The organism is Bacillus spizizenii TU-B-10 (assembly GCF_000227465.1).
GTDB lineage: Bacteria > Bacillota > Bacilli > Bacillales > Bacillaceae > Bacillus > Bacillus spizizenii.
In genome coordinates this window covers 3426211-3448448 of record NC_016047.1, presented here as the reverse complement: position 1 = coordinate 3448448, position 22238 = coordinate 3426211, and the positions used below count along the sequence as shown (strand labels likewise).

The window sequence follows — 22238 nt, the reverse complement described above, 5'->3', positions numbered from 1 at the left end:
TGGTGCGACGCAGCCTGATTCTTCTTTGAACTCGCCCGGGAGTGGTAAGACGAAACGGAATAGATTGAATATTCCCCATGTTTTAACGGCTAACCTTCGTTACAGGTCAAAAGCTGGATTCTTCATGAAGAATCAACAAGAGTGGTACCGCGGTCAGCCGAAGGCTCGTCGTCTCTTTATCTATTAGATTAGATAGGAGACGGCGGGCTTTTTTGTTTTTGAAAATGAGAAGGAGAGGTACAAGAGGATGAAAAAGGACAATCAGACGTTAAAACGCACGATGACGTCCCGCCACATTATGATGATGGCGCTGGGCGGAGCAATCGGCGCAGGTTTATTCAAAGGGAGCAGCTCAGCGATTGATGTGGCAGGGCCATCTGTCATTATCGCTTACCTGCTCGGCGGCATTATTTTGCTGTTTATTATGCAGGGGCTCGCGGAAATGGCTGTGCGCAATCGAAACGCCAGAACCTTCCGGGATCTTGTTCAACAGGTATTAGGAAATTACGCTGCTTATTTCTTGGATTGGATATACTGGAAAATGTGGGTGCTTAACATTGCGGCTGAAGCTGTTGTGGCTGCGATCTTTATCCAATATTGGCTGCCGGGCTGCCCGATCTGGGTTTTGGCATTAGGGATTTCTCTTATCGTCACGATTGTGAACTTGCTTTCTGTTAAAATCTTCGCCGAAACCGAATATTGGCTGGCAATGATCAAGATTACTGTTATTATTCTCTTTATTATATTAGGATTGTTGCTCTTATTTGTATCATTCGGTGATCATACAGCTGCCGGGTTTTCAAACCTGACAGAGCACGGCGGATTTTTCCCGCACGGCGGCACAGGGCTGATTACGGCGATGCTTGTCGTGATCTACTCTTACGGCGGTACAGAAATTATCGGTGTAACGCTTGCTGAAACAAAGAATCCGGAAAAGGTTGTCCCGAAAGCTGTCCGAAGCACACTGACACGGATTGTCGCGTTCTACCTGCTGCCGTTTTTCATCATCGTCAGCCTGATTCCATGGAATCAAGTCAATTCCGTTCCGGAAAGTCCTTTCGTTATGGTCTTTAAAATGGTAGGTATTCCGGGCGCGGATCATATTATGAACGCAGTCATCCTGCTGGCGATCATTTCTTCTATGAATTCAGGTTTATACGGATCATCACGCATTTTATATACACAGGCTACTGACGGAAGGCTTCCGAAGATCTTTTCGAAGCTTTCATCGAAAAACGTGCCGATGTTTGCGATTCTGATGTGCACCTCCTCTCTCTATATTGGCGTATTGATTTCTCTGTTCGCAGGAAGCCAAACGTTTAATTACTTAATGGGATCATTGGGGTATACCGTTTTATTCATTTGGCTGATCATCGGATTCGCTCATTTGAAATCGAGAAAAGAGCAAACAGAAACACCGGCCTATTATGTAAAATGGTTCCCGTACACCACATGGTTTGCGATTCTGGCGTTACTCGCCATTCTGATCGGGGTCATCTTGACAACGTCAATTGTCATTACCAGCATTACTGCGGCGATCTACCTTTTGATTACAGTTGTATATTTGGTCAAAGGACGCAAGCATCAGTAAATAAGGAACCCTCTTGTCACATCCGACAAGAGGGTTTTTATTATTGTGCAGCCTTCTTCTTTACACAGATCGCCGCTGTTTTTTGTGCTTTTGATTTTGAATTCACGAGGCAGATGCTCGTCACAATCAGCAGCAGACCCGCCAATAGGCTATAGGTGAGCGGTTCATGCAGGAAAATAGAGCTGGCCACGATCGAAATGAGCGGAATCAAAAAAGTATAGGAAGCGACCTTGCTTGCTTCTCCTGAACCGACAAGTGTAAAAAAGATAAGCCAACCGAGTGCGATAACGAATACAGAGATGAACAGCAGGCTCGTGATAAACGGAGCTGTCCATTGGATCGCAGAAAAGCTTTCTGTCCAAAGGCCGGATATAAGCAGAAACACGCTGCCGGTCGTCAGCTGCAAGGCGACCATCCAGATGGAATCGACACGACTGCCTGTTTTTTTCATATATACTGTTCCGAGCGCCCAGCTGAGTGCGGAGCCGAGAGCCAGCAGAACCCCAATAACAGAAATATGCCCGCCAAAGCCTGCGGCACTAATGACAGCTACTCCTGCAAAACCGAGGATCAGCCCGATTACTTTCATGGCAAACATGGATTCGCCGAGCCACACCCAAGAAAACACGCCCATCAGAACCGGCTGAAAAAAGACGATCGCGGAAAACAGGCCCGCTGGAAGGTAGTTCAGCCCGATCGTTTGAAGACCGTAGAATAGCGTAATATTTAAAAGTGCAGAAATAAGATAAATCGGCCATGTTTCTTTTAAGCGCAATTTATGAATACGCGGCAGTGCGACAATGACTAATAAAAGCCCGCCGATCAGCGTTCGGATGCCCGCGAACAACAATGGCGGCGAATAGGCGAGCGCTGCTTTTGACAGCGGCCAATTGATGCCCCACATGATAACGAGAAAGGCGAGCAGGAGCGCTGTCCGCGTTTTTGAGAGCTGTTTCACTTTTCAATCACTCCTTGTAGAACTTTTCCATTATGATACTGTAGAATATAAGATAAATAAAATGAATCTTTTTTATAAGGAGCATAAGTAAATTGTTATGACCATTACACAGTTAAGGGTTTTCGTGAAAATTGCTGAAACGGGAAGCTTTACAAAAGCGGGGCAGGCGCTGAACATGACACAGCCGGCTGTCAGCCATGCGATTTCCGCGATTGAAGCTGAGCTTGATGTGAAGCTGATCATTCGTGACCGCCGCAATGGCCTGATGCTGACCGAGACGGGGAAAAAAATCTTAGTCCACATCAGGGAAGTCTTAAAAGGCATTGAAAAAGTTGAGCAAGTCGCAGCCGCGGAAAAAGGGCTTGAACTGGGAACGATCCATATCGGCACATTCTCAACTGCCTCGGCTTATTTTATGCCGAAGCTGATCAGTGAGTTTAAACAAAAATATCCGAAACTGGAGCTCGTGCTGCACGAGGGAACTGTAAATGAAGTCAAGGAGTGGCTTCACACACGGATGATAGATGTCGGCATTCTTCTGTATCCAACAGAGGAGATGGAGTACATTCGGCTGAAAAAAGACAAAATGACCGTCGTGCTCAGGGACGATCATCCGCTTTGCAGCCGTTCGGCTATTACGCTGAAGGATCTCGACCGTGAACCGATGATCGTCTGTGACGGCGGCTATGAATCGCCTTTTATCGATATGTTCAGGCAGGCGGGCGCTACGCTTCACGCCGCTTTCACAGTCTATAACATGAACACCTCGGTCAATATGATCAGAGAAGGATTGGGCCTGGCGATTTTATCAGAAATGTCCATGTCGGGCATGCCGCTGCCAGAGCATGTGGTGACGCGGGATTTGGACCCGCAGGTGTACCGTGATGTGCAGCTTGCTGTTCCATCACTGAAGGAGGCTTCTCTGGCGGCTAAGCTATTCATTGATATGGCGCAGGAATTGTTTGGTGCAGAATAACGGTGCCAACCCGTTCGTTTTATATTGTTCGAATTTCATCGAATCAAATTCTTTTATTCCTGATTGCAGTTGTGTTATGGTGTGAGAGAAGTCCTTTCGATCATGACTTGACAGCTTGAGGCTGTTTACTGATATCACAATTGCAAAGGAGAAAAACATGTCTACTCAACAACGCAAAGATACCTTGCTTTCTGTCTTGAATTTATCTCCGGTTGTTCAGGGAGGAACGATTGCAGAATCATTCCGAAACAGCATGGACTTGGCGCGCCGTGCGGAGGAATGGGGCTATCACCGCTACTGGCTCGCTGAGCATCATAATATAGAAGGTGTCGCAAGCTCTGCCACCGCGGTTTTGATCGGCCATATTGCCGGCGGCACAAAGAAAATCCGCGTCGGCTCCGGCGGCATTATGCTTCCGAACCACTCTTCACTAGTGATAGCTGAGCAATTCGGCACACTGGAAACGCTGTATCCCGGACGGATTGATCTGGGGCTCGGACGTGCGCCGGGAACAGATCAATTGACAGCAAGAGCGCTCCGCAGAAACATCAGCAGCGGTGAAGATTTCCCGGAACAATTAGAAGAACTGCGCAATTACTTTAAACCGTCCGGAAATGTGCGCAATCAAGTCCGCGCCATTCCGGGAGAGGGCATAGATGTGCCGATTTGGCTGCTGGGATCAAGCGGCTTCAGCGCCCGACTGGCAGGCGAACTGGGTCTTCCGTTTGCGTTCGCCGCTCATTTCTCGCCGGCGAATACGGTTCCCGCTTTGGAGCTGTACCGCAATTCGTTTACGCCGTCAGAAGTGCTCGACGAACCGTATGCAATGGTCGGCGTCACCATTATCGCGGCAGATACAAACGAGAAAGCGCAGCATCTTGCGACTTCGCATTATCAAAGATTTCTTGATCTAGTACGCGGCACCCCGAACCAGCTTAAGCCGCCTGTTGAGGATATGGATCAAATCTGGAGCCCGTATGAAAAAGCGATGGTCAATGAACAGCTGAGCTCCACGATTGTCGGCGGTCCGGAAGAAGTGAAGGCGAAGCTAGAAGACTTTGTCAAAACGACACAGGCTGATGAAATTATGGTCAACTCAGAAACCTATGAACACGCAGACAGAATGCGTTCATTTGAAATCGTGGCTGATATTTGGAAAAACAGATAAAGGCCATAAAAAAAAGCAATGTAAAGGGGGAGACCCATACATTGCTTTTTTTATTCATTCAGCTTTCTGGCGGATTGGCGAATGATCAACTCAGGCTCAAATATGACATCCTCTTGCTTCGGCTTTTTATGCTCTAAGCAGTCAATAACATATTTGGCAGCTGCTTTTCCAAGCACGGATTTTGGGTGCTTGACAGAGGTTAATTTCACCTCGGAGATTTGGGCGAAATGCGAATCGTCATACCCGACGATAGACATATCCTCCGGCACTTTGATATCCATCTCCCGCAGCATATCAATCACCTTCAGCGCAATTTCATCGTTATAACAAAGTATGGCTGTCGGCATATGCTTGCTGTTTTTCTCCAATGTGGCTTTCACTTTCTCCAGCAGTCTTGATTCTTTTTCTTCTGTCGTAAACGTCACAATCATATCCGGAGAAGGGAATAACTCACGCTCCCGGTGTGCCTGTATGAACCCGTTCATCCGCTTCACACCTTGTGTGTCATCAGCTTTAAAAATACCCATCATGTGCGTGTGGCCGATAGAAAGCAAGTACTCCGCTGCCATCATGCCGCCTTTCACATCATCCAAGGTAAAACTCGGTGCGGCAAGCTCGGCGTATGACGCGTTAATCATCGCAAAAGGAATGCCGTTTTTCTCTAAATTCAGATAGTAGCCGATGTTCGGCGTTTGCAGGGCGCTTTTTGTCGGTTCCACGATGAGTCCGTCAATATGCTGGGACAGCAGGTTTTCTAATCCTCTTCTTTCATTGTCCGGGTTGTTGTTTGTGCTGGTCAGCAGCATGGAATATCCCTGCTCGCTTAAATAGGATTCGATTCCTCTAATGATGCTCGGGAAAATATAGTCTGATATGTAGGTTGTCAGAACACCGATCGTTTTATTGGAATGCAGCGCTGACTTAGCAGAGCGTGAAGCGACAAAGGTGCCCCCGCCTTGCACGCTGTACAGCAGACCTTGTGATACGAGGTCTCCGATCGCTTTGCGAATGGTATGCCGGCTGACGCCGAATTGCTGCATTAATTCGTTTTCGGTAGGGATCTTTTGATCGGGCAGTATTTTGCCCTGATTAATCCATGAACTGATTTCTTCTTTTACTTGAGCGTATTTTGGTAACATATCCATTCCTCCAAAATGTATACGGACAAATTTCAGTATATCACAGCGTCCTTTGTAAGAAAACATTGACAGAAAATGCAAACAGGATTATTCTATATTTGTACGTACTAATTAAATGAGATTTTCGTTAAATTTTAATATAAGTACGTACAATTACAGAAGTAAATGTAAACGCTTTACTCAACATTCGGGAGGGCAGGGAAATGAAGAATACTCCAACTCAATTAGAACCAGATGCTCCTGTAACACGAAGCCATTCAATGGGATTTGTCATTTTGATCTCATGCGCGGCGGGACTTGGCGGCTTATTGTACGGCTATGACACGGCAGTGATTTCAGGCGCCATCGGTTTTCTGAAAGATTTATACAGTCTGAGTCCGTTTATGGAAGGGCTTGTGATTTCCAGCATTATGATCGGAGGAGTAGTGGGCGTCGGAATTTCTGGATTTTTAAGCGACAGGTTCGGACGGAGAAAAATTTTAATGACAGCTGCTTTGTTATTTGCGATATCAGCCATCGTTTCAGCGCTTTCTCAAGACGTGTCTACCTTAATTATTGCAAGGATTATCGGAGGCCTCGGGATTGGGATGGGCTCATCACTCTCTGTTACGTATATTACGGAAGCTGCGCCGCCTGCCATACGCGGAAGCCTTTCTTCCTTATATCAGCTCTTTACGATATTGGGTATTTCCGCGACGTACTTTATTAATCTCGCTGTGCAGCGGTCTGGAACATACGAATGGGGTGTGCACACCGGCTGGAGATGGATGCTCGCTTATGGAATGGTGCCGTCTGTGATCTTTTTCCTCGTATTGCTCGTCGTGCCGGAAAGTCCGAGATGGCTGGCGAAAGCGGGCAAAACAAAAGAAGCGCTAAAGATACTGACACGTATTAATGGAGAAACTGTTGCAAAAGAAGAATTAAAGAACATTGAGAACTCTTTAAAAATAGAACAAATGGGATCGCTCTCCCAGCTTTTCAAGCCGGGTCTCAGAAAGGCGCTTGTCATTGGAATCCTGCTGGCGCTGTTTAACCAAGTCATTGGCATGAACGCGATTACTTACTACGGGCCGGAAATCTTCAAAATGATGGGATTCGGACAAAATGCCGGATTTGTGACAACCTGTATCGTAGGGGTTGTAGAAGTCATCTTTACCATTATTGCGGTGCTGTTGATTGATAAAGTCGGACGAAAAAAACTGATGTCCATCGGATCTGCTTTTATGGCTATTTTTATGATCTTAATCGGAACGTCGTTCTACTTTCAGTTAACAGACGGACTTATGCTGGTCTTCTTTATTTTAGGTTTTGTGGCGGCATTTTGTGTATCTGTAGGGCCGATCACATGGATTATGATTTCTGAAATCTTCCCGAACCATCTGCGTGCGCGGGCCGCGGGTATTGCGACCATCTTTTTATGGGGAGCAAACTGGGCGATCGGACAGTTTGTGCCAATGATGATCGATTCATTCGGGCTCGCCTATACATTCTGGATTTTTGCGGTGATTAACATCCTTTGCTTCCTGTTTGTTGTTACGATCTGTCCGGAAACGAAGAACAAATCGCTTGAAGAGATTGAAAAGCTCTGGATAAAATGAAAACGCTTTAAAAAAACAGGCCCTTTCTTTTGGAAGGGCTGTTTATGTTGGGATGCACCTTTTGGCGTTTACTGTATAAGATATAGATATATAGGAAAAAATAATGCTGGATAAAACGCTGCGGCATGAAAACTCTGCGAATATTGTCGATGAATTGACTCTTAACAGTTGAATAAACAATTCCACCCTGTTAAAATAATTAAAGAAAGCAGAAATAATTTTTTTTGGCTATGATGGGACGTTTTTTGTCATAGCGGGACGTATAATGTCCAGCAAAAAAAAGGAAGGAACGTTTGAGTCATGAACCAGTTAATACAAGCTCAAAAAAAATTATTGCCTGATCTTCTGCTCGTTATGCAAAAGAGGTTTGAAATCTTGCAGTATATCAGGCTGACAGAACCCATCGGGCGAAGAAGCCTGTCTGCCAGTCTCGGAATCAGCGAGCGTGTGCTGAGGGGCGAGGTTCAGTTTTTAAAGGAACAGAACCTGGTCGATATTAAAACAAACGGCATGACATTGACAGAAGAGGGTTATGAACTGCTTTCCGTTCTGGAAGATACGATGAAAGATGTTTTAGGTTTGACGCTTTTGGAAAAGACATTAAAAGAACGTTTAAATCTAAAGGATGCTATTATCGTGTCCGGAGATAGCGATCAATCCCCATGGGTCAAAAAAGAAATGGGAAGAGCAGCTGTCGCATGTATGAAAAAAAGATTTTCAGGCAAAAATATCGTCGCTGTAACTGGCGGTACGACAATTGAAGCTGTCGCCGAAATGATGACGCCGGATTCTAAAAACCGTGAGCTTTTGTTTGTGCCTGCAAGAGGCGGTTTAGGCGAAGACGTGAAAAACCAGGCGAACACCATATGCGCGCATATGGCGGAAAAGGCTTCAGGCACTTACCGGCTTTTGTTTGTTCCGGGACAGCTGTCACAAGGCGCCTATTCATCTATTATTGAAGAACCTTCTGTCAAAGAGGTGCTGAACACGATTAAATCAGCGAGTATGCTGGTTCACGGAATCGGTGAAGCTAAAACTATGGCTCAGCGGAGAAACACACCTTTAGAAGACTTAAAGAAAATAGATGATCACGACGCGGTGACAGAAGCGTTTGGCTACTATTTTAACGCGGACGGCGAAGTGGTCCACAAAGTGCATTCTGTCGGAATGCAGCTGGATGACATAGACGCCATCCCCGATATTATTGCGGTAGCGGGCGGATCATCAAAAGCCGAGGCGATCGAGGCTTACTTTAAAAAGCCCCGAAACACGGTTCTCGTCACAGACGAAGGAGCCGCAAAGAAGTTATTAAGGGATGAATAATCCCTCAATATAAATATCTCTCACTTATTTAAAGGAGGAAACAATCATGGCAGTAAAAGTCGGTATTAACGGTTTTGGTCGTATTGGACGTAACGTATTCCGCGCAGCATTAAACAATCCTGAAGTTGAGGTAGTAGCGGTTAACGATTTAACAGATGCTAACATGCTGGCTCATCTTTTACAATATGATTCTGTACACGGAAAATTAGACGCTGAAGTTTCAGTTGACGGTAACAACCTTGTTGTTAACGGCAAAACAATTGAAGTTTCTGCAGAACGCGATCCTGCTAAACTTAGCTGGGGTAAACAAGGCGTTGAAATCGTAGTTGAATCTACTGGTTTCTTCACAAAACGCGCAGACGCTGCGAAACACTTAGAAGCTGGCGCGAAAAAAGTAATCATCTCTGCTCCTGCTAACGAAGAAGATATCACAATCGTTATGGGTGTTAACGAAGATAAATACGATGCGGCTAACCATGATGTTATCTCTAACGCATCTTGCACAACAAACTGCCTTGCGCCGTTTGCAAAAGTACTTAACGACAAATTCGGCATCAAACGCGGTATGATGACAACTGTTCACTCTTACACGAACGATCAGCAAATCCTTGATCTTCCGCACAAAGACTACCGTCGTGCGCGTGCAGCAGCTGAAAACATCATCCCAACATCAACTGGTGCTGCTAAAGCAGTTTCTCTAGTTCTTCCTGAACTAAAAGGCAAACTGAACGGTGGAGCAATGCGTGTTCCAACTCCAAACGTTTCTCTAGTTGACTTGGTTGCTGAACTGAACCAAGAAGTAACAGCTGAAGAAGTAAACGCAGCTCTTAAAGAAGCAGCTGAAGGCGATCTTAAAGGAATCCTTGGCTACAGCGAAGAGCCATTAGTTTCTGGCGACTACAACGGAAACAAAAACTCTTCTACAATCGATGCTCTTTCTACAATGGTTATGGAAGGCAGCATGGTAAAAGTAATCTCTTGGTACGATAACGAAAGCGGCTACTCTAACCGCGTTGTTGACCTTGCAGCTTACATCGCAAAAAAAGGTCTTTAATTTATAGCTGAAAAAAGGACCTGACTTGGTTCTTTTGAATAGAAGCGCTATAATGAAAGCGGACAAGGGAAGGGGACGGACTCCCTTTCCCTTTTTCCATGAAGACCGGCTTTCAGAAAACGTTCTGTGATAGAGAAACGACCGCGTTTTTAGCAGCTTTGCCGGCGCTTTCGCCTAAGGCCGCTGCCCTGGCTTCAGACGAACTGCCCTGTGCCGAAAAAGACTGCGATCTGCCCTAGCGGAGTTATCGCTTGACCAGACGGTTTCACGTTTTTCGTGCTGTATGCAAACCATTTTGAAGGAGGATCTCCTAGGCATGAATAAGAAAACTCTCAAAGACATCGACGTAAAAGGCAAAGTTGTATTCTGCCGCGTTGACTTTAACGTTCCAATGAAAGACGGGGAAGTAACAGACGATACACGTATCCGTGCTGCGCTTCCAACAATCAAACACCTTGCAGAACAAGGCGCAAAAGTCCTTCTTGCGAGCCACTTAGGCCGCCCGAAAGGCGAAGTGGTTGAGGAGCTTCGTTTAACTCCTGTCGCTGCACGTCTCGGCGAACTGCTTGGCAAAGAAGTGAAAAAAGCGGATGAAGCTTACGGTGATGCTGTAAAAGCACAAATTTCTGACATGAAGGACGGAGACGTTCTTGTATTGGAAAACGTACGTTTCTACCCTGGTGAAGAGAAAAATGATCCTGAGCTTGCAAAAGCATTTGCTGAGCTTGCAGATGTATATGTAAATGACGCATTCGGTGCTGCCCACCGTGCTCACGCATCTACAGCTGGAATTGCCGAGCATCTGCCAGCAGTTGCAGGTTTCTTAATGGAAAAAGAGCTTGACGTACTCGGAAAAGCGGTTTCTAACCCTGACCGCCCGTTCACAGCGATCATCGGCGGAGCGAAAGTAAAAGACAAAATCGGTGTGATCGAAAGTCTTCTTGATAAAGTAGACAACCTGATCATCGGCGGAGGTCTTGCTTATACATTCGTTAAAGCGCTTGGCCATGAAGTCGGTAAATCTCTTCTTGAAGAGGATAAAATCGAGCTTGCGAAATCATTTATGGACCGCGCGAAAGAAAAAGGCGTTAACTTCTACATGCCTGAAGATGTACTCGTTGCAGATGATTTCTCTAACGATGCAAACGTGAAAATTGTGCCGATCTCTGAAATCCCTAGTGATTTAGAAGCAATCGACATTGGTACGAAAACACGCGAAACATATGCTGACGTAATCAAAAACAGCAAACTTGTCGTGTGGAACGGACCGATGGGCGTATTCGAAATCGACTTGTTCGCTCAAGGAACAAAAGCGGTTGCGGAAGCATTGGCAGAGGCGAAAGATACATACTCTGTCATCGGCGGAGGAGACTCTGCGGCAGCGGTTGAAAAATTCGGCCTTGCTGACAAAATGAGCCACATCTCAACAGGCGGCGGCGCATCCCTTGAGTTTATGGAAGGCAAAGAGCTTCCAGGGGTAGCTGCACTTAACGATAAATAATCTCAAAACTGCTATAAGGAAGTGGAACAGATGAGAAAACCAATTATCGCCGGTAACTGGAAAATGAACAAAACACTCGGCGAAGCTGTCAGCTTCGTTGAAGAAGTGAAATCTTCCATTCCAGCAGCAGACAAAGCGGAAGCTGTTGTTTGCGCGCCAGCACTTTTCTTAGAAAAGCTTACTTCTGCTGTTAAAGGCACTGACCTAAAAGTCGGCGCACAAAACATGCACTTCGAAGAAAGCGGCGCGTTCACAGGCGAAATCAGCCCGGTTGCTCTTAACGACCTTGGCGTTGACTACTGCGTCATCGGCCACTCTGAGCGCCGTGAAATGTTCGCTGAAACTGATGAAACAGTTAACAAAAAAGCACACGCTGCTTTCAAACACGGCATTGTGCCGATCATCTGTGTAGGTGAAACGCTTGAAGAGCGCGAAGCCGGCAAAACAAATGATCTTGTTGCTGACCAAGTGAAAAAAGGCCTTGCTGGTCTTTCTGAAGAACAAGTTGCTGCTTCTGTTATTGCGTATGAGCCAATCTGGGCAATCGGAACAGGCAAATCTTCTACAGCAAAAGATGCGAACGACGTGTGTGCGCATATCCGTAAAACCGTCGCTGAAAGCTTCAGCCAAGAAGTTGCAGACAAGCTTCGCATCCAATATGGCGGAAGCGTAAAGCCTGCAAACATTAAAGAATATATGGCAGAATCCGATATTGACGGTGCTTTGGTCGGCGGCGCGAGCCTTGAGCCACAGTCATTCGTTCAATTATTGGAGGAAGGTCAATATGAGTAAAAAACCAGCTGCACTCATCATTCTTGATGGGTTCGGATTACGTAACGAAACAGTAGGAAACGCAGTCGCTTTAGCGAAAAAACCGAATTTTGACCGCTACTGGAACCAGTATCCTCATCAAACATTGACTGCTTCAGGCGAGGCTGTAGGTCTTCCTGAAGGGCAAATGGGGAACTCCGAAGTAGGTCACTTAAATATCGGTGCGGGACGTATTGTGTACCAAAGCTTAACACGCGTAAATGTTGCCATTCGTGAAGGAGAGTTCGAACGCAATCAAACATTCCTTGACGCGATTAACAACGCGAAAGAAAACGACAAAGCCCTGCACCTGTTCGGCCTTTTATCAGACGGCGGCGTGCACAGCCACATCAATCATTTGTTCGCATTGTTAAAGCTTGCGAAAAATGAAGGGCTGACAAAGGTTTACATTCATGGTTTCCTTGACGGCCGTGATGTAGGTCCGCAAACAGCGAAAACATACATCAACCAGCTGAACGAACAAATTGAGGAAATCGGTGTTGGAGAAATCGCCAGCGTTTCCGGACGCTACTACTCAATGGACCGCGACAAACGCTGGGACCGCGTAGAAAAAGCGTACCGCGCAATGGCATACGGCGAAGGCCCGACATACCGCAGCGCACTGGATGTTGTGGATGATTCATATGCGAACGGAATTTATGATGAATTCGTGATTCCATCTGTCATCACAAAAGAAAACGGTGAGCCTGTTGCGAAAATCCAAGACGGCGATTCTGTGATTTTCTATAATTTCAGACCGGACCGCGCCATCCAGATTTCTAACACGTTCACAAACAAAGACTTCCGCGATTTCGACCGCGGCGAGAATTATCCGAAGAACCTGCATTTCGTCTGCCTGACTCACTTCAGTGAATCAGTTGACGGCTATGTAGCGTTTAAACCGATAAATCTTGATAACACAGTCGGAGAAGTATTATCTCAGCATGGATTAAAACAGCTTCGAATTGCAGAAACTGAAAAGTATCCGCACGTCACGTTCTTTATGAGCGGCGGACGTGAAGCTGAATTCCCGGGTGAAGAGCGTATTCTCATCAACTCGCCGAAAGTTGCAACATATGACTTGAAGCCTGAAATGAGTGCGTATGAAGTGAAGGACGCGCTTGTCAAAGAAATTGAAGCTGACAAGCATGACGCGATCATTCTTAACTTTGCAAACCCTGATATGGTCGGCCACTCCGGAATGGTTGAACCAACAATTAAAGCAATTGAAGCAGTGGACGAATGCTTAGGCGAAGTCGTTGACGCGATTCTCGCTAAAGGCGGACATGCTATCATTACCGCTGATCACGGTAATGCTGATATTCTGATTACAGAATCAGGCGAACCGCACACTGCACATACGACAAATCCAGTCCCTGTGATTGTTACGAAGGAAGGCATCACGCTGCGTGAAGGCGGAATCCTAGGCGACCTTGCACCAACGTTATTAGACCTTCTCGGTGTTGAAAAACCGAAAGAAATGACAGGAACATCGTTAATTCAAAAATAATTTGAAATCAAAAGGAGAGACAAAACTCATGCCATACATTGTTGATGTTTATGCACGCGAAGTATTAGACTCCCGCGGCAACCCAACAGTTGAAGTTGAAGTATATACAGAAACAGGAGCTTTCGGCCGCGCACTAGTGCCAAGCGGAGCTTCTACAGGTGAATACGAAGCAGTTGAGCTTCGTGACGGCGACAAAGACCGTTACCTTGGAAAAGGCGTGTTAACAGCTGTTAACAACGTAAACGAAATCATTTCTCCAGAGCTTCTTGGCTTTGATGTAACTGAACAAAACGCTATCGACCAGCTTTTAATCGAGCTTGACGGTACTGAAAACAAAGGCAAACTTGGTGCGAACGCAATCCTTGGCGTATCTATGGCTTGTGCGCGCGCTGCTGCTGATTTCTTACAGATTCCTCTTTACCAATACCTTGGAGGATTCAACTCAAAAACGCTTCCTGTACCGATGATGAACATCGTAAACGGCGGAGAGCATGCTGATAACAACGTGGATATTCAAGAATTCATGATCATGCCTGTAGGTGCCCCTAACTTCCGTGAAGCACTTCGCATGGGCGCTCAAATCTTCCACAGCCTGAAATCAGTTCTTTCTGCTAAAGGAATGAACACAGCTGTAGGTGATGAAGGCGGATTCGCTCCAAACCTTGGTTCTAACGAAGAAGCGCTTCAAACAATCGTTGAAGCAATCGAAAAAGCCGGCTTCAAACCTGGCGAAGAAGTGAAACTTGCTATGGATGCTGCATCTTCTGAGTTCTACAACAAAGAAGACGGCAAATACCATCTGTCTGGCGAAGGCGTTGTGAAAACATCTGCTGAAATGGTTGATTGGTACGAAGAAATGGTTTCTAAATACCCAATCATCTCTATCGAAGACGGACTTGACGAAAACGACTGGGAAGGTCACAAGCTTCTTACTGAGCGTCTTGGCAAAAAAGTTCAGCTTGTTGGTGATGACCTCTTCGTTACAAACACGAAAAAACTTGCTGAAGGTATCAAAAACGGCGTAGGCAACTCTATCCTGATCAAAGTAAACCAAATCGGTACATTGACTGAAACATTCGATGCGATCGAAATGGCGAAACGCGCAGGCTACACTGCTGTTATCTCTCACCGTTCTGGTGAAACTGAAGACAGCACAATCGCTGACATCGCTGTGGCAACAAACGCAGGACAAATCAAAACAGGTGCTCCGTCTCGTACGGACCGTGTTGCGAAATACAACCAGCTTCTTCGCATCGAAGATCAGTTGGCTGAAACTGCTCAATACCACGGTATTAACTCTTTCTACAACTTAAACAAGTAATAAAATGACCGCCGGGAGAATTCTCGGCGGTTTTTTTATGTTTTAGAGATCCAAATAAAGCCTCACCATATCGCGGCATTGAATGCCGTTTTCAAAGATCTCCTCATCATAGTGTCTAATAAAAAAATCATGATCGATCGCCTGAAGGCGGAATCCACATTTTTGATAAAGAGACAGCTGATGGATGCTGGAATTTCCAGTGCCAATCTCAATCACCTTTGCTCCCATTTGTTTCGCTTTTTCAATGGCATCGCGGATAAGAAGCTTGCCAATGCCCTGTTTTTGCATTGTTGGTTTTACTGCGATGTTAACGATTTCTACGGTTTGCGGTCTGGTTGTGATCATCACGTATACACCAGCCAGCTCGCCCGATATATAGGCAGTGTAGCATTCTCCTCTGGTTATGTATTCATCAACAATCTCTTTCGACGGATCGGCGAGCAGCAGAAGCTCATACAGCGCTTGGTTATAGTTTGTAGCTTTTTGAATGGTGAGCTGTTGCATCATTATTCCACCTTTTCACATGTTTATAGAGATATTTTTGTGATTTCCTCCAATTTCATACCATTCTATTATAAAATATGTAACATAGGAAATCTGTACAAATTAGTGGATAGAAAATAGGAGGAAAGTCACATGTTTTGTAAGGAATGCGGTCAAAAAAATAAAGAAGGAGCCAAGTTTTGTAAAGAATGCGGCACCCCGATCGGAGAGAGCGGCAGACAGGCACATAAAGAAACAGCAAGTAATGCTGAAACGAGGCAGGCTCCTCGAAAACCAATCCCTAAGAAGACCATCGTTTTATGGAGCAGCATTGCCGCAGCGTGCATCATATTATTCGCCGCATATAAAACCGGAGCGTACTTTACTTCAAAGGATAGGTTAGTCGACAAATTTGAACAGGCTGTAAATGATGAGGATAAAGAGCAAATCGCGTCTCTCCTTACGCCGGTAAATGACAAGCTCAATCTGACTAAAAATAATGTAAAACCGTTTCTTACCTATTTAAAGGACCATCCTGACAAAAAAGATGAGCTTTTTGCATCGCTGCGTGCTGAAACAGCCCAAAAGGATATCGTATATGCGGAGAAAGACGGGAAAAGCGTGCTAGTATTTGACCATTATGACTTAAAGATAGCACCTGTTTATTTTGAAGTGACCAGCAATTATAAAAATACCGATTTATATGTCAACAAAGAGGAAGCCGGATCTGTAAAGAAGGCGGATCAAGCACAAACCCTCGGTCCGTACATTCCCGGTGACTATACAGTCTCAGCCAAACTGAAAAACGATGTAGTCGATCTTGTGAAAAAGGAAGACATTCAGGCGGTTGGCGATAACAGCTTTCGTGTGGATCTCTCATTGGAAGCTGACGATGTGACATTCAGCTTAGCGGATGACATTAAAAGCGGGAAGGGAGATTTGCTGATTAACGGCAAGTCGATTCATAAAGACCCGTTCAAATCCGTAACATACGGCCCGCTTCTGACAGACGGATCCATGACGGCTTCGGTCGAAGCAGAGTTTCCATGGGGAAAAACAAAAACAGCGGGCGTTCCGATTGATCATAAAGAAATGGAATTAACGTTAATTCCTGATCAAGATACTCAGGAAACGATGATGAACACGATTGTCAAAACAACAAAACAGTACTCTAAAGCGCTATCAGATGGGAATACAGCCCAGATGACAGAGGCTAGTGCCAAATGGAAAGCAGAGACGAAGGATACCGTCGATTCAATGAAAAACACGGATTCATACTTAAAAGATAAATACTTAGAAACAGATTTTGACCTAGATACATTCGCGCTCTCTCAGAAAAACGACGGGACATGGCAGGTATCGGTAACAGGGAAAGAACTTCACCAGTCTTCTTCGTATAACGACTATTCAAATCCTGAAATGACTGATGACAGCCCGAGTTACGAATATCTCCTTTCATATGATAAAAAACAGAAAAAATGGATTTTCGAAAATGCAGAATCAACATTTGAATCTGCCGGAACAAATGTAAAGAAAATCAAAAATGATAAACCGGAGACGTATACATCCGCCTGGGAAGACTCAAAAAATAAAGACAGTAAAAGGTCAACAAGCGGTGATGTTACAGATGAACAAGTGACATTATTTATGGGCAGTTATCTGCAAGGTCAGGCAGATGCCGTGAATCAAAATAATTTCTCGCTGATGGAAGACAGCCTTGAAAAAGGCAGTTCCCTTTATTCCGACCAGCAGCACCTCGTGGCGAAATTAAATAAAGAGGGGACAACAGAAGACTTTAATAACTATGAAGTGAAAAGCTGGAGCCAAAATGGATCAGCGATTACGATTAAAACGTATGAAGAATTCTACATCACAAAATCAGGTGGCAGTCCAAAGCTCAGAACATATAACTGGACCTATACCGGCGTAGTGAAGAACGGAAGAATTTACTTAACGTCTATTCAATAAAATAACCCCATCACCAGCAGGTGATGGGGTTGTTTTTAAAAGAGCATATAACGGAAAATCTCTTTCATATAGTGTTCGATAATAAGCTGAAATGTAACGCATGTGATCAGATAAATCACAATCGTTGAGTAAATGATATCAACCTTTCCTTTATATGAATGCTGGTAACTGCTCAGCATCGCAGGAGGAATGGCAAAGAATGCACCGATTAAACCAACAGCTAACACGGTGAAGCATATGTCTGTATGTAATAAAAAGAATAAAAGGGCAATAATCAAAATAGCCGTAAATGGAATGAGAAACGCACCAAATCTGGAAAATGAATCTTTGAAAGATACTGGGTTTCCCGCGATTTTTAAGGCGAAAAAGATCAATGCATGCAAACCGAAAATAAACAGGGCAAAGTAAATGGTTGGCTCTAAAAAGACTGCTGTAAAGCTTACACTGCCGGGACCGTCTGAAAAAAGAATATAAAACATCAAAGGGGTCAGCAAACTGAAAAGAACCAACGTAATTATCGCGCTGATCAGCTGCTCTCCGCCTGTTGTTTTACATTCCTGATAAGGGCGTTTCAGGACGGCCAGGACAAAAGATCCGAACTGCTTTGCTGCTTGTTTTGCAGCGGCTCCGGTTTGCGCTGCCTGCTGTTGGCCTGATTGACCAGGGAGCGGTGATCCGCATTTCTCACAAAACTTTCCGCCATCTGTTTGATGGCCGCATTGAGGACAATACATAAAATTACTCCTTTAGCTGTAATATAGGGAAAATAGACTACTAGTTTTATTATAAAAGAAAAAAGTTGTAAAGTAACCAATATTCATACAAAAATACCACACAAAAAAGACACGAGCCCAATACCAGCTGTGTCTTTTTTTATGCTAGTTATTAAATATTTTTCAAATACATCTCCAAAATCCTTAAGATGATACTGCGAGCGAACGGATGTCAGCCAAGTGAATCTGATTTCGGCCAGTTCTTTATATTGAGAAACAATGTTGACGTGTTCAGGACGGGTGTGATGAAGAATAGTCACGGCTTTATCTAAGCTTTGTTCCGCTTGATTGATTAAAATATCATTTTCATAGATTGTTTTGGCGATGCGAAGCAGTGCTTTATATAGGTCTTTTAACTTTAAAACCGAGATGAACGTCATTACCAGACTGATGGGATTAATCTTGGCGGTCGTTGCGGTCGGAATGATTGGTGCCGGGCTGAAAGGCATGTTTCCGATCTTAACGTCATAATGCAAAAAGCAGTTCCCTTACTTCAGGGAGCTGCTTTCTTTTGTTTTCGGCACGTATTGAAAGACTTCCTCACTCTCAAAAAATTCAATCAATCTGCTCAGCCAGTCATAGTAATGAAGCCATTCTCTTAGTTCATTCAGCAGCTGATTGACTTTCTCTTCCGCTTCGGGGGTAAGCCCGTCCCTTTGTAAAAGATCAGTCAGCTCCCGGTTTAATTTTTTATACAGCACTTTGTTTTTGCTCACGACCTTTGTCCAATTCGCCGCAAATAAAGAAATGAAGGTTTGATAATAATCCTGCTCGACGTCATAAAGGTCTTTTCGTACGCCTTTTTCAAACACCTTTTCGGCAATATTGGCATCGATCATTTCACGGACAACTTGGCTCATCCGTGTTTTGCTCATGCCCGTTGCCTCAGAGAGCTCGCTTAATGTCATCGGTTTTCGATTCATATAAATAATTCCAAGCACACGCCCGACAGTTGAAGGCATTCCAAACGTATGCATATTATCGGCAATCTTCTCAATGAGATGCTCTTCAGCATGTTCAATGATGTCGAGAGCAGTTTTTTCCACAGCTGATCATCCCTTCAAATGGCAATTGATGGTGTCAATATATCATATTTCTGCCAGTTGTTGAAAATAGCTGAATGCAGAGGAAGAGGGAGGTATCCGGCGTAATTGTAAGAACACCCTTTCCGTTTTGGTCATAACAATAAATAATCTGTAAATAACATATAATTTCAACACATTGTAAACTTTTTATTTTATAAAGTTCAAACTATAATAAAGATTATACTTTTCAGAAAAATCAAAGGAAACCTGCGGAGGTGCACGGATTGCTGAAATTGGAACAAGTGTCAAAAGTATATAAGGGCGGAAAAAAAGCTGTGAACAGCATTGATTTAGATATTGCCAAGGGTGAGTTTATCTGTTTTATCGGCCCGAGCGGCTGCGGAAAAACGACGACGATGAAGATGATTAACAGACTGATAGAACCATCGTCGGGAAGGATCTTTATCGACGGAGAAAATATTATGGAACAGGACCCGGTTGAGCTGAGGAGAAAAATCGGCTATGTGATTCAGCAGATTGGTTTGTTCCCTCACATGACCATTCAGCAGAATATCTCACTCGTACCAAAACTGCTGAAATGGCCTGAAGAAAAACGGAAAGAACGGGCGAGAGAGCTGTTAAAGCTCGTGGATATGGGCCCGGAATATTTAGACCGTTATCCCCATGAGCTCAGTGGCGGACAGCAGCAAAGAATCGGCGTGCTGCGTGCACTGGCTGCGGAACCCCCTCTCATTTTAATGGATGAACCGTTCGGAGCGCTTGATCCGATTACGCGTGATTCCCTTCAGGAAGAATTTAAAAAACTGCAAAGAACACTAAACAAAACCATTGTGTTTGTAACCCACGATATGGATGAAGCCATTAAGCTTGCTGACCGGATTGTGATTTTAAAAGCGGGAGAAATCGTTCAAGTCGGTACACCTGATGAGATTCTCCGGAACCCGGCGAATGAATTTGTGGAAGAATTTATCGGGAAAGAGCGCCTGATCCAGACAAGGCCTGAAATTGAGCGGGTTGAGCAGATGATGAACAGAACGCCTGTCACGGTCACAGCGGACAAAACGCTTTCTCAGGCGATTCAGCTGATGAGAGAAAAACGTGTCGATTCGCTGCTCGTTGTAGACCGGCAAAATGTGCTGAAGGGCTATGTTGATGTGGAAATGATTGATCAAAACCGCAAAAAAGCGAGCGTCGTTGGCGATGTATACCGCTCTGATATATATACCGTACAAAAAGGGGCGCTTCTTCGCGATACGGTCCGAAAAATCTTGAAGCAGGGAATCAAGTATGTTCCTGTGGTGGATGAACAGAACCATTTAGCAGGAATTGTGACGAGAGCGAGCCTTGTTGATATCGTATACGACTCTATATGGGGTGAGGAAGACCAGCTTATGACGATCTGATCAGGGGAGGAGCTCTTTTAAGATGAATCAAATGATGACTTTTTTGCAAACGAACGGCGGAGAGCTGCTGTATAAAACAGGAGAGCATTTATATATTTCACTCATAGCCGTTGTATTGGGCATAATCGTAGCAGTGCCGCTCGGTGTCGCTCTCACTAGAATGAAAAAAGGTGCAGGTGCGATTATAGGTGTCGTCAACATTGTGCAAACCTTGCCGAGTCTGGCGATTTTAGCCTTTTTTATTCCGCTTCTCGGCGTAGGGAAAGTGCCTGCGATTGTCGCTTTATTTTTCTATTCGGTGCTGCCGATCCTGCGTAATACGTATACCGGCATCAAAGGTGTAAACAAAAATCTGCTGGAATCGGGCAAAGGGATTGGCATGACCGGATGGGAGCAGATTCGGCTCGTCGAAATCCCGCTGGCGATTCCGATCATCATGGCGGGAATCCGCACGTCAACGATTTATTTAATCGGCTGGGCGACACTTGCGTCGTTTATCGGCGGCGGCGGTCTCGGTGACTACATTTTTATCGGCCTGAACCTGTATCAGCCTGAATATATCATTGGCGGCGCCGTCCCGGTCACGATCCTGGCAATTATCATTGATTATGTGCTGGCTGTGACAGAACGAAAGGTGACGCCGAAAGGATTGCAAGGGATGAAGGAAGTTTCGTAAGGAGTTGGCTTTGTTGAAAACGAAAAAAATCAAATGGCTTGGCGCGCTCGCTCTCACCTTTGTCCTGCTGCTGAGCGGCTGTGCTTTGCCGGGACTCGGCGGCGCTTCAGATGAAACGATCAAAATCGGGGCGCAAAGCATGACAGAATCAGAAATTTTAGCGAATATGATCGCGCAGCTTATTGAACATGATACAGATTTGAATACTGCTTTAGTGAAAAACCTCGGATCAAACTATGTACAGCACCAAGCAATGCTGGGCGGTGACATTGATATTTCTGCCACGCGCTATTCCGGAACGGATTTAACAAGCACCCTCGGCAAGGAAGCGGAAAAGGATCCGAAAAAAGCACTTAACATTGTGCAGAACGAGTTTAAGAAGCGCTTTTCCTATAAATGGTTTGATTCCTACGGATTTGATAACACATATGCCTTCACCGTAACAAAAAAGTTTGCGGAAAAGGAGCATATTAACACCGTGTCTGACCTGAAGAAAAACGCTTCACAATATAAATTGGGCGTCGACAATGCCTGGCTGAAACGAAAAGGCGACGGATATAAAGGCTTTGTCAGCACATATGGCTTTGAGTTCGGCACAACTTATCCGATGCAGATCGGGCTTGTCTATGACGCAGTCAAAAATGGGAAAATGGACGCCGTTCTGGCTTATTCAACGGATGGACGGATTAAAGCCTATGATCTGAAAATCTTAAAAGACGATAAGCGTTTCTTCCCGCCGTATGACTGTTCACCGGTGATTCCGGAAAAAGTGCTTAAGGAACATCCGGAGCTTGAAGGTGTGATCAATAAGCTGATTGGGCAAATCGATACGGAAACGATGCAGGAGCTTAACTATGAGGTAGATGGCAAACTGAAGGAGCCTTCTGTCGTAGCAAAGGAATTTTTAGAGAAACATCATTATTTTGACTAAGAAAAGAGG

19 protein-coding genes, 2 pseudogenes and 1 other annotated feature (1 of these 22 running past the window's edge) are annotated in these 22238 nt (G+C 44.9%); of the genes and pseudogenes, 15 read left to right on the top strand and 6 right to left on the bottom strand.

Features of this window, described 5'->3' with window-relative positions; translation table 11 throughout:
* Positions 1 to 179 (top strand) — a binding site (T-box leader); it begins 57 nt to the left of the window's first position.
* A gap of 68 nt (positions 180 to 247) precedes the next feature.
* Positions 248 to 1591, top strand: a complete 1344-nt coding sequence (locus tag GYO_RS39310) for an amino acid permease (protein ID WP_014115210.1) — start codon at positions 248 to 250, stop codon at positions 1589 to 1591.
* Positions 1592 to 1631: 40 nt separating this feature from the next.
* Here the strand turns inward: GYO_RS39310 and GYO_RS39305 are convergent, their stop codons facing one another.
* Positions 1632 to 2549, bottom strand: a complete 918-nt coding sequence (locus GYO_RS39305; RefSeq protein ID WP_014115209.1) for a DMT family transporter — start codon at positions 2547 to 2549, stop codon at positions 1632 to 1634.
* Positions 2550 to 2646: 97 nt separating this feature from the next.
* On the opposite strand from GYO_RS39305, the gene GYO_RS39300 reads away from it, so the two are divergent.
* Positions 2647 to 3525, top strand: a complete 879-nt coding sequence (locus GYO_RS39300) for a LysR family transcriptional regulator (protein WP_014115208.1) — start codon at positions 2647 to 2649, stop codon at positions 3523 to 3525.
* 157 nt (positions 3526 to 3682) lie between these two features.
* Entirely contained in the window at positions 3683 to 4693 is a 1011-nt protein-coding gene (locus GYO_RS39295; RefSeq protein ID WP_014115206.1) for an LLM class flavin-dependent oxidoreductase, read from the top strand.
* Between the two features lie 50 nt (positions 4694 to 4743).
* On the opposite strand, the gene araR is transcribed toward GYO_RS39295, so the two are convergent.
* Positions 4744 to 5832, bottom strand: coding sequence for an arabinose utilization transcriptional regulator AraR (gene araR, locus GYO_RS39290; RefSeq protein WP_041521074.1), 1089 nt, complete (start codon positions 5830 to 5832; stop codon positions 4744 to 4746).
* A 203-nt stretch (positions 5833 to 6035) separates the two neighbouring features.
* Here araR and araE point away from each other — a divergent pair, with 203 nt between their 5' ends.
* The 7 genes from araE (at position 6036) to eno (ending at position 14949) form a co-directional block, all read left to right on the top strand.
* Positions 6036 to 7430: an arabinose-proton symporter AraE gene (gene araE, locus GYO_RS39285; RefSeq protein WP_014115204.1), complete on the top strand. Its 1395-nt coding sequence runs from the start codon at positions 6036 to 6038 to the stop codon at positions 7428 to 7430.
* A 300-nt stretch (positions 7431 to 7730) separates the two neighbouring features.
* Positions 7731 to 8753 (top strand): gapA transcriptional regulator CggR, encoded by a 1023-nt coding sequence (gene cggR, locus GYO_RS39280; RefSeq protein ID WP_014115202.1) that lies wholly within the window; start codon positions 7731 to 7733, stop codon positions 8751 to 8753.
* 46 nt (positions 8754 to 8799) lie between these two features.
* Positions 8800 to 9807 carry a type I glyceraldehyde-3-phosphate dehydrogenase gene (gap, locus tag GYO_RS39275; RefSeq protein WP_003219957.1) on the top strand — a complete coding sequence of 336 codons (1008 nt, stop codon included), beginning with the start codon at positions 8800 to 8802 and terminating at the stop codon, positions 9805 to 9807.
* Positions 9808 to 10123: 316 nt separating this feature from the next.
* Positions 10124 to 11308, top strand: coding sequence for a phosphoglycerate kinase (locus GYO_RS39265; RefSeq protein ID WP_003219959.1), 1185 nt, complete (start codon positions 10124 to 10126; stop codon positions 11306 to 11308).
* Positions 11309 to 11338: 30 nt separating this feature from the next.
* A complete protein-coding gene (gene tpiA / locus GYO_RS39260; protein WP_010328643.1) occupies positions 11339 to 12100 on the top strand; it encodes a triose-phosphate isomerase in 762 nt (253 codons plus the stop codon).
* The gene (gene gpmI, locus GYO_RS39255) at positions 12093 to 13628 is read left to right on the top strand and encodes a 2,3-bisphosphoglycerate-independent phosphoglycerate mutase (protein WP_014115200.1); all 1536 of its coding nucleotides are present in this window, start codon (positions 12093 to 12095) and stop codon (positions 13626 to 13628) included. Before tpiA ends, gpmI begins: the two co-directional genes overlap by 8 nt.
* Positions 13629 to 13656: 28 nt before the next feature.
* Entirely contained in the window at positions 13657 to 14949 is a 1293-nt protein-coding gene (gene eno / locus GYO_RS39250; protein WP_007409956.1) for a phosphopyruvate hydratase, read from the top strand.
* A 42-nt stretch (positions 14950 to 14991) separates the two neighbouring features.
* Here the strand turns inward: eno and GYO_RS39245 are convergent, their stop codons facing one another.
* Positions 14992 to 15459 carry a GNAT family N-acetyltransferase gene (locus tag GYO_RS39245; RefSeq protein ID WP_080010104.1) on the bottom strand — a complete coding sequence of 156 codons (468 nt, stop codon included), beginning with the start codon at positions 15457 to 15459 and terminating at the stop codon, positions 14992 to 14994.
* A 126-nt stretch (positions 15460 to 15585) separates the two neighbouring features.
* Here GYO_RS39245 and GYO_RS39240 point away from each other — a divergent pair, with 126 nt between their 5' ends.
* Positions 15586 to 17400: a zinc ribbon domain-containing protein YvbJ gene (locus GYO_RS39240; RefSeq protein WP_014115197.1), complete on the top strand. Its 1815-nt coding sequence runs from the start codon at positions 15586 to 15588 to the stop codon at positions 17398 to 17400.
* 35 nt (positions 17401 to 17435) lie between these two features.
* Here the strand turns inward: GYO_RS39240 and GYO_RS39235 are convergent, their stop codons facing one another.
* Together GYO_RS39235 and GYO_RS39230 are read right to left on the bottom strand one after the other, a co-directional pair.
* Entirely contained in the window at positions 17436 to 18134 is a 699-nt protein-coding gene (locus GYO_RS39235) for a zinc ribbon domain-containing protein (protein ID WP_014115196.1), read from the bottom strand.
* 152 nt (positions 18135 to 18286) lie between these two features.
* Positions 18287 to 18532: pseudogene (locus GYO_RS39230) on the bottom strand (YvbH-like oligomerization domain-containing protein); the annotation flags it as partial.
* Between GYO_RS39230 and GYO_RS43550 the strand changes: the two are divergent.
* Positions 18528 to 18644, top strand: a pseudogene (locus GYO_RS43550) (MarC family protein); the annotation flags it as partial. The pseudogenes GYO_RS39230 and GYO_RS43550 sit on opposite strands and share 5 nt — an antisense overlap.
* Positions 18645 to 18661: 17 nt before the next feature.
* On the opposite strand, the gene opcR reads toward GYO_RS43550, so the two are convergent.
* Positions 18662 to 19219 carry an opuC operon transcriptional regulator OpcR gene (gene opcR, locus GYO_RS39225; RefSeq protein WP_014115194.1) on the bottom strand — a complete coding sequence of 186 codons (558 nt, stop codon included), beginning with the start codon at positions 19217 to 19219 and terminating at the stop codon, positions 18662 to 18664.
* Between the two features lie 263 nt (positions 19220 to 19482).
* Between opcR and opuCA the strand changes: the two genes are divergently transcribed.
* From opuCA to opuCC, 3 genes are read left to right on the top strand one after another with little or no spacing between them, the layout of a single operon-like run.
* Positions 19483 to 20622, top strand: coding sequence for an osmoprotectant ABC transporter ATP-binding protein OpuCA (opuCA, locus tag GYO_RS39220; protein WP_014115193.1), 1140 nt, complete (start codon positions 19483 to 19485; stop codon positions 20620 to 20622).
* 22 nt (positions 20623 to 20644) lie between these two features.
* Complete coding sequence (gene opuCB / locus GYO_RS39215; protein ID WP_003219978.1) at positions 20645 to 21298, top strand: glycine betaine/carnitine/choline/choline sulfate ABC transporter permease OpuCB; 654 nt, start codon at positions 20645 to 20647, stop codon at positions 21296 to 21298.
* Between the two features lie 13 nt (positions 21299 to 21311).
* The gene (gene opuCC, locus GYO_RS39210) at positions 21312 to 22229 is read left to right on the top strand and encodes an osmoprotectant ABC transporter substrate-binding lipoprotein OpuCC (RefSeq protein WP_014115192.1); all 918 of its coding nucleotides are present in this window, start codon (positions 21312 to 21314) and stop codon (positions 22227 to 22229) included.
* The last annotated feature ends 9 nt before the right edge of the window (positions 22230 to 22238 follow it).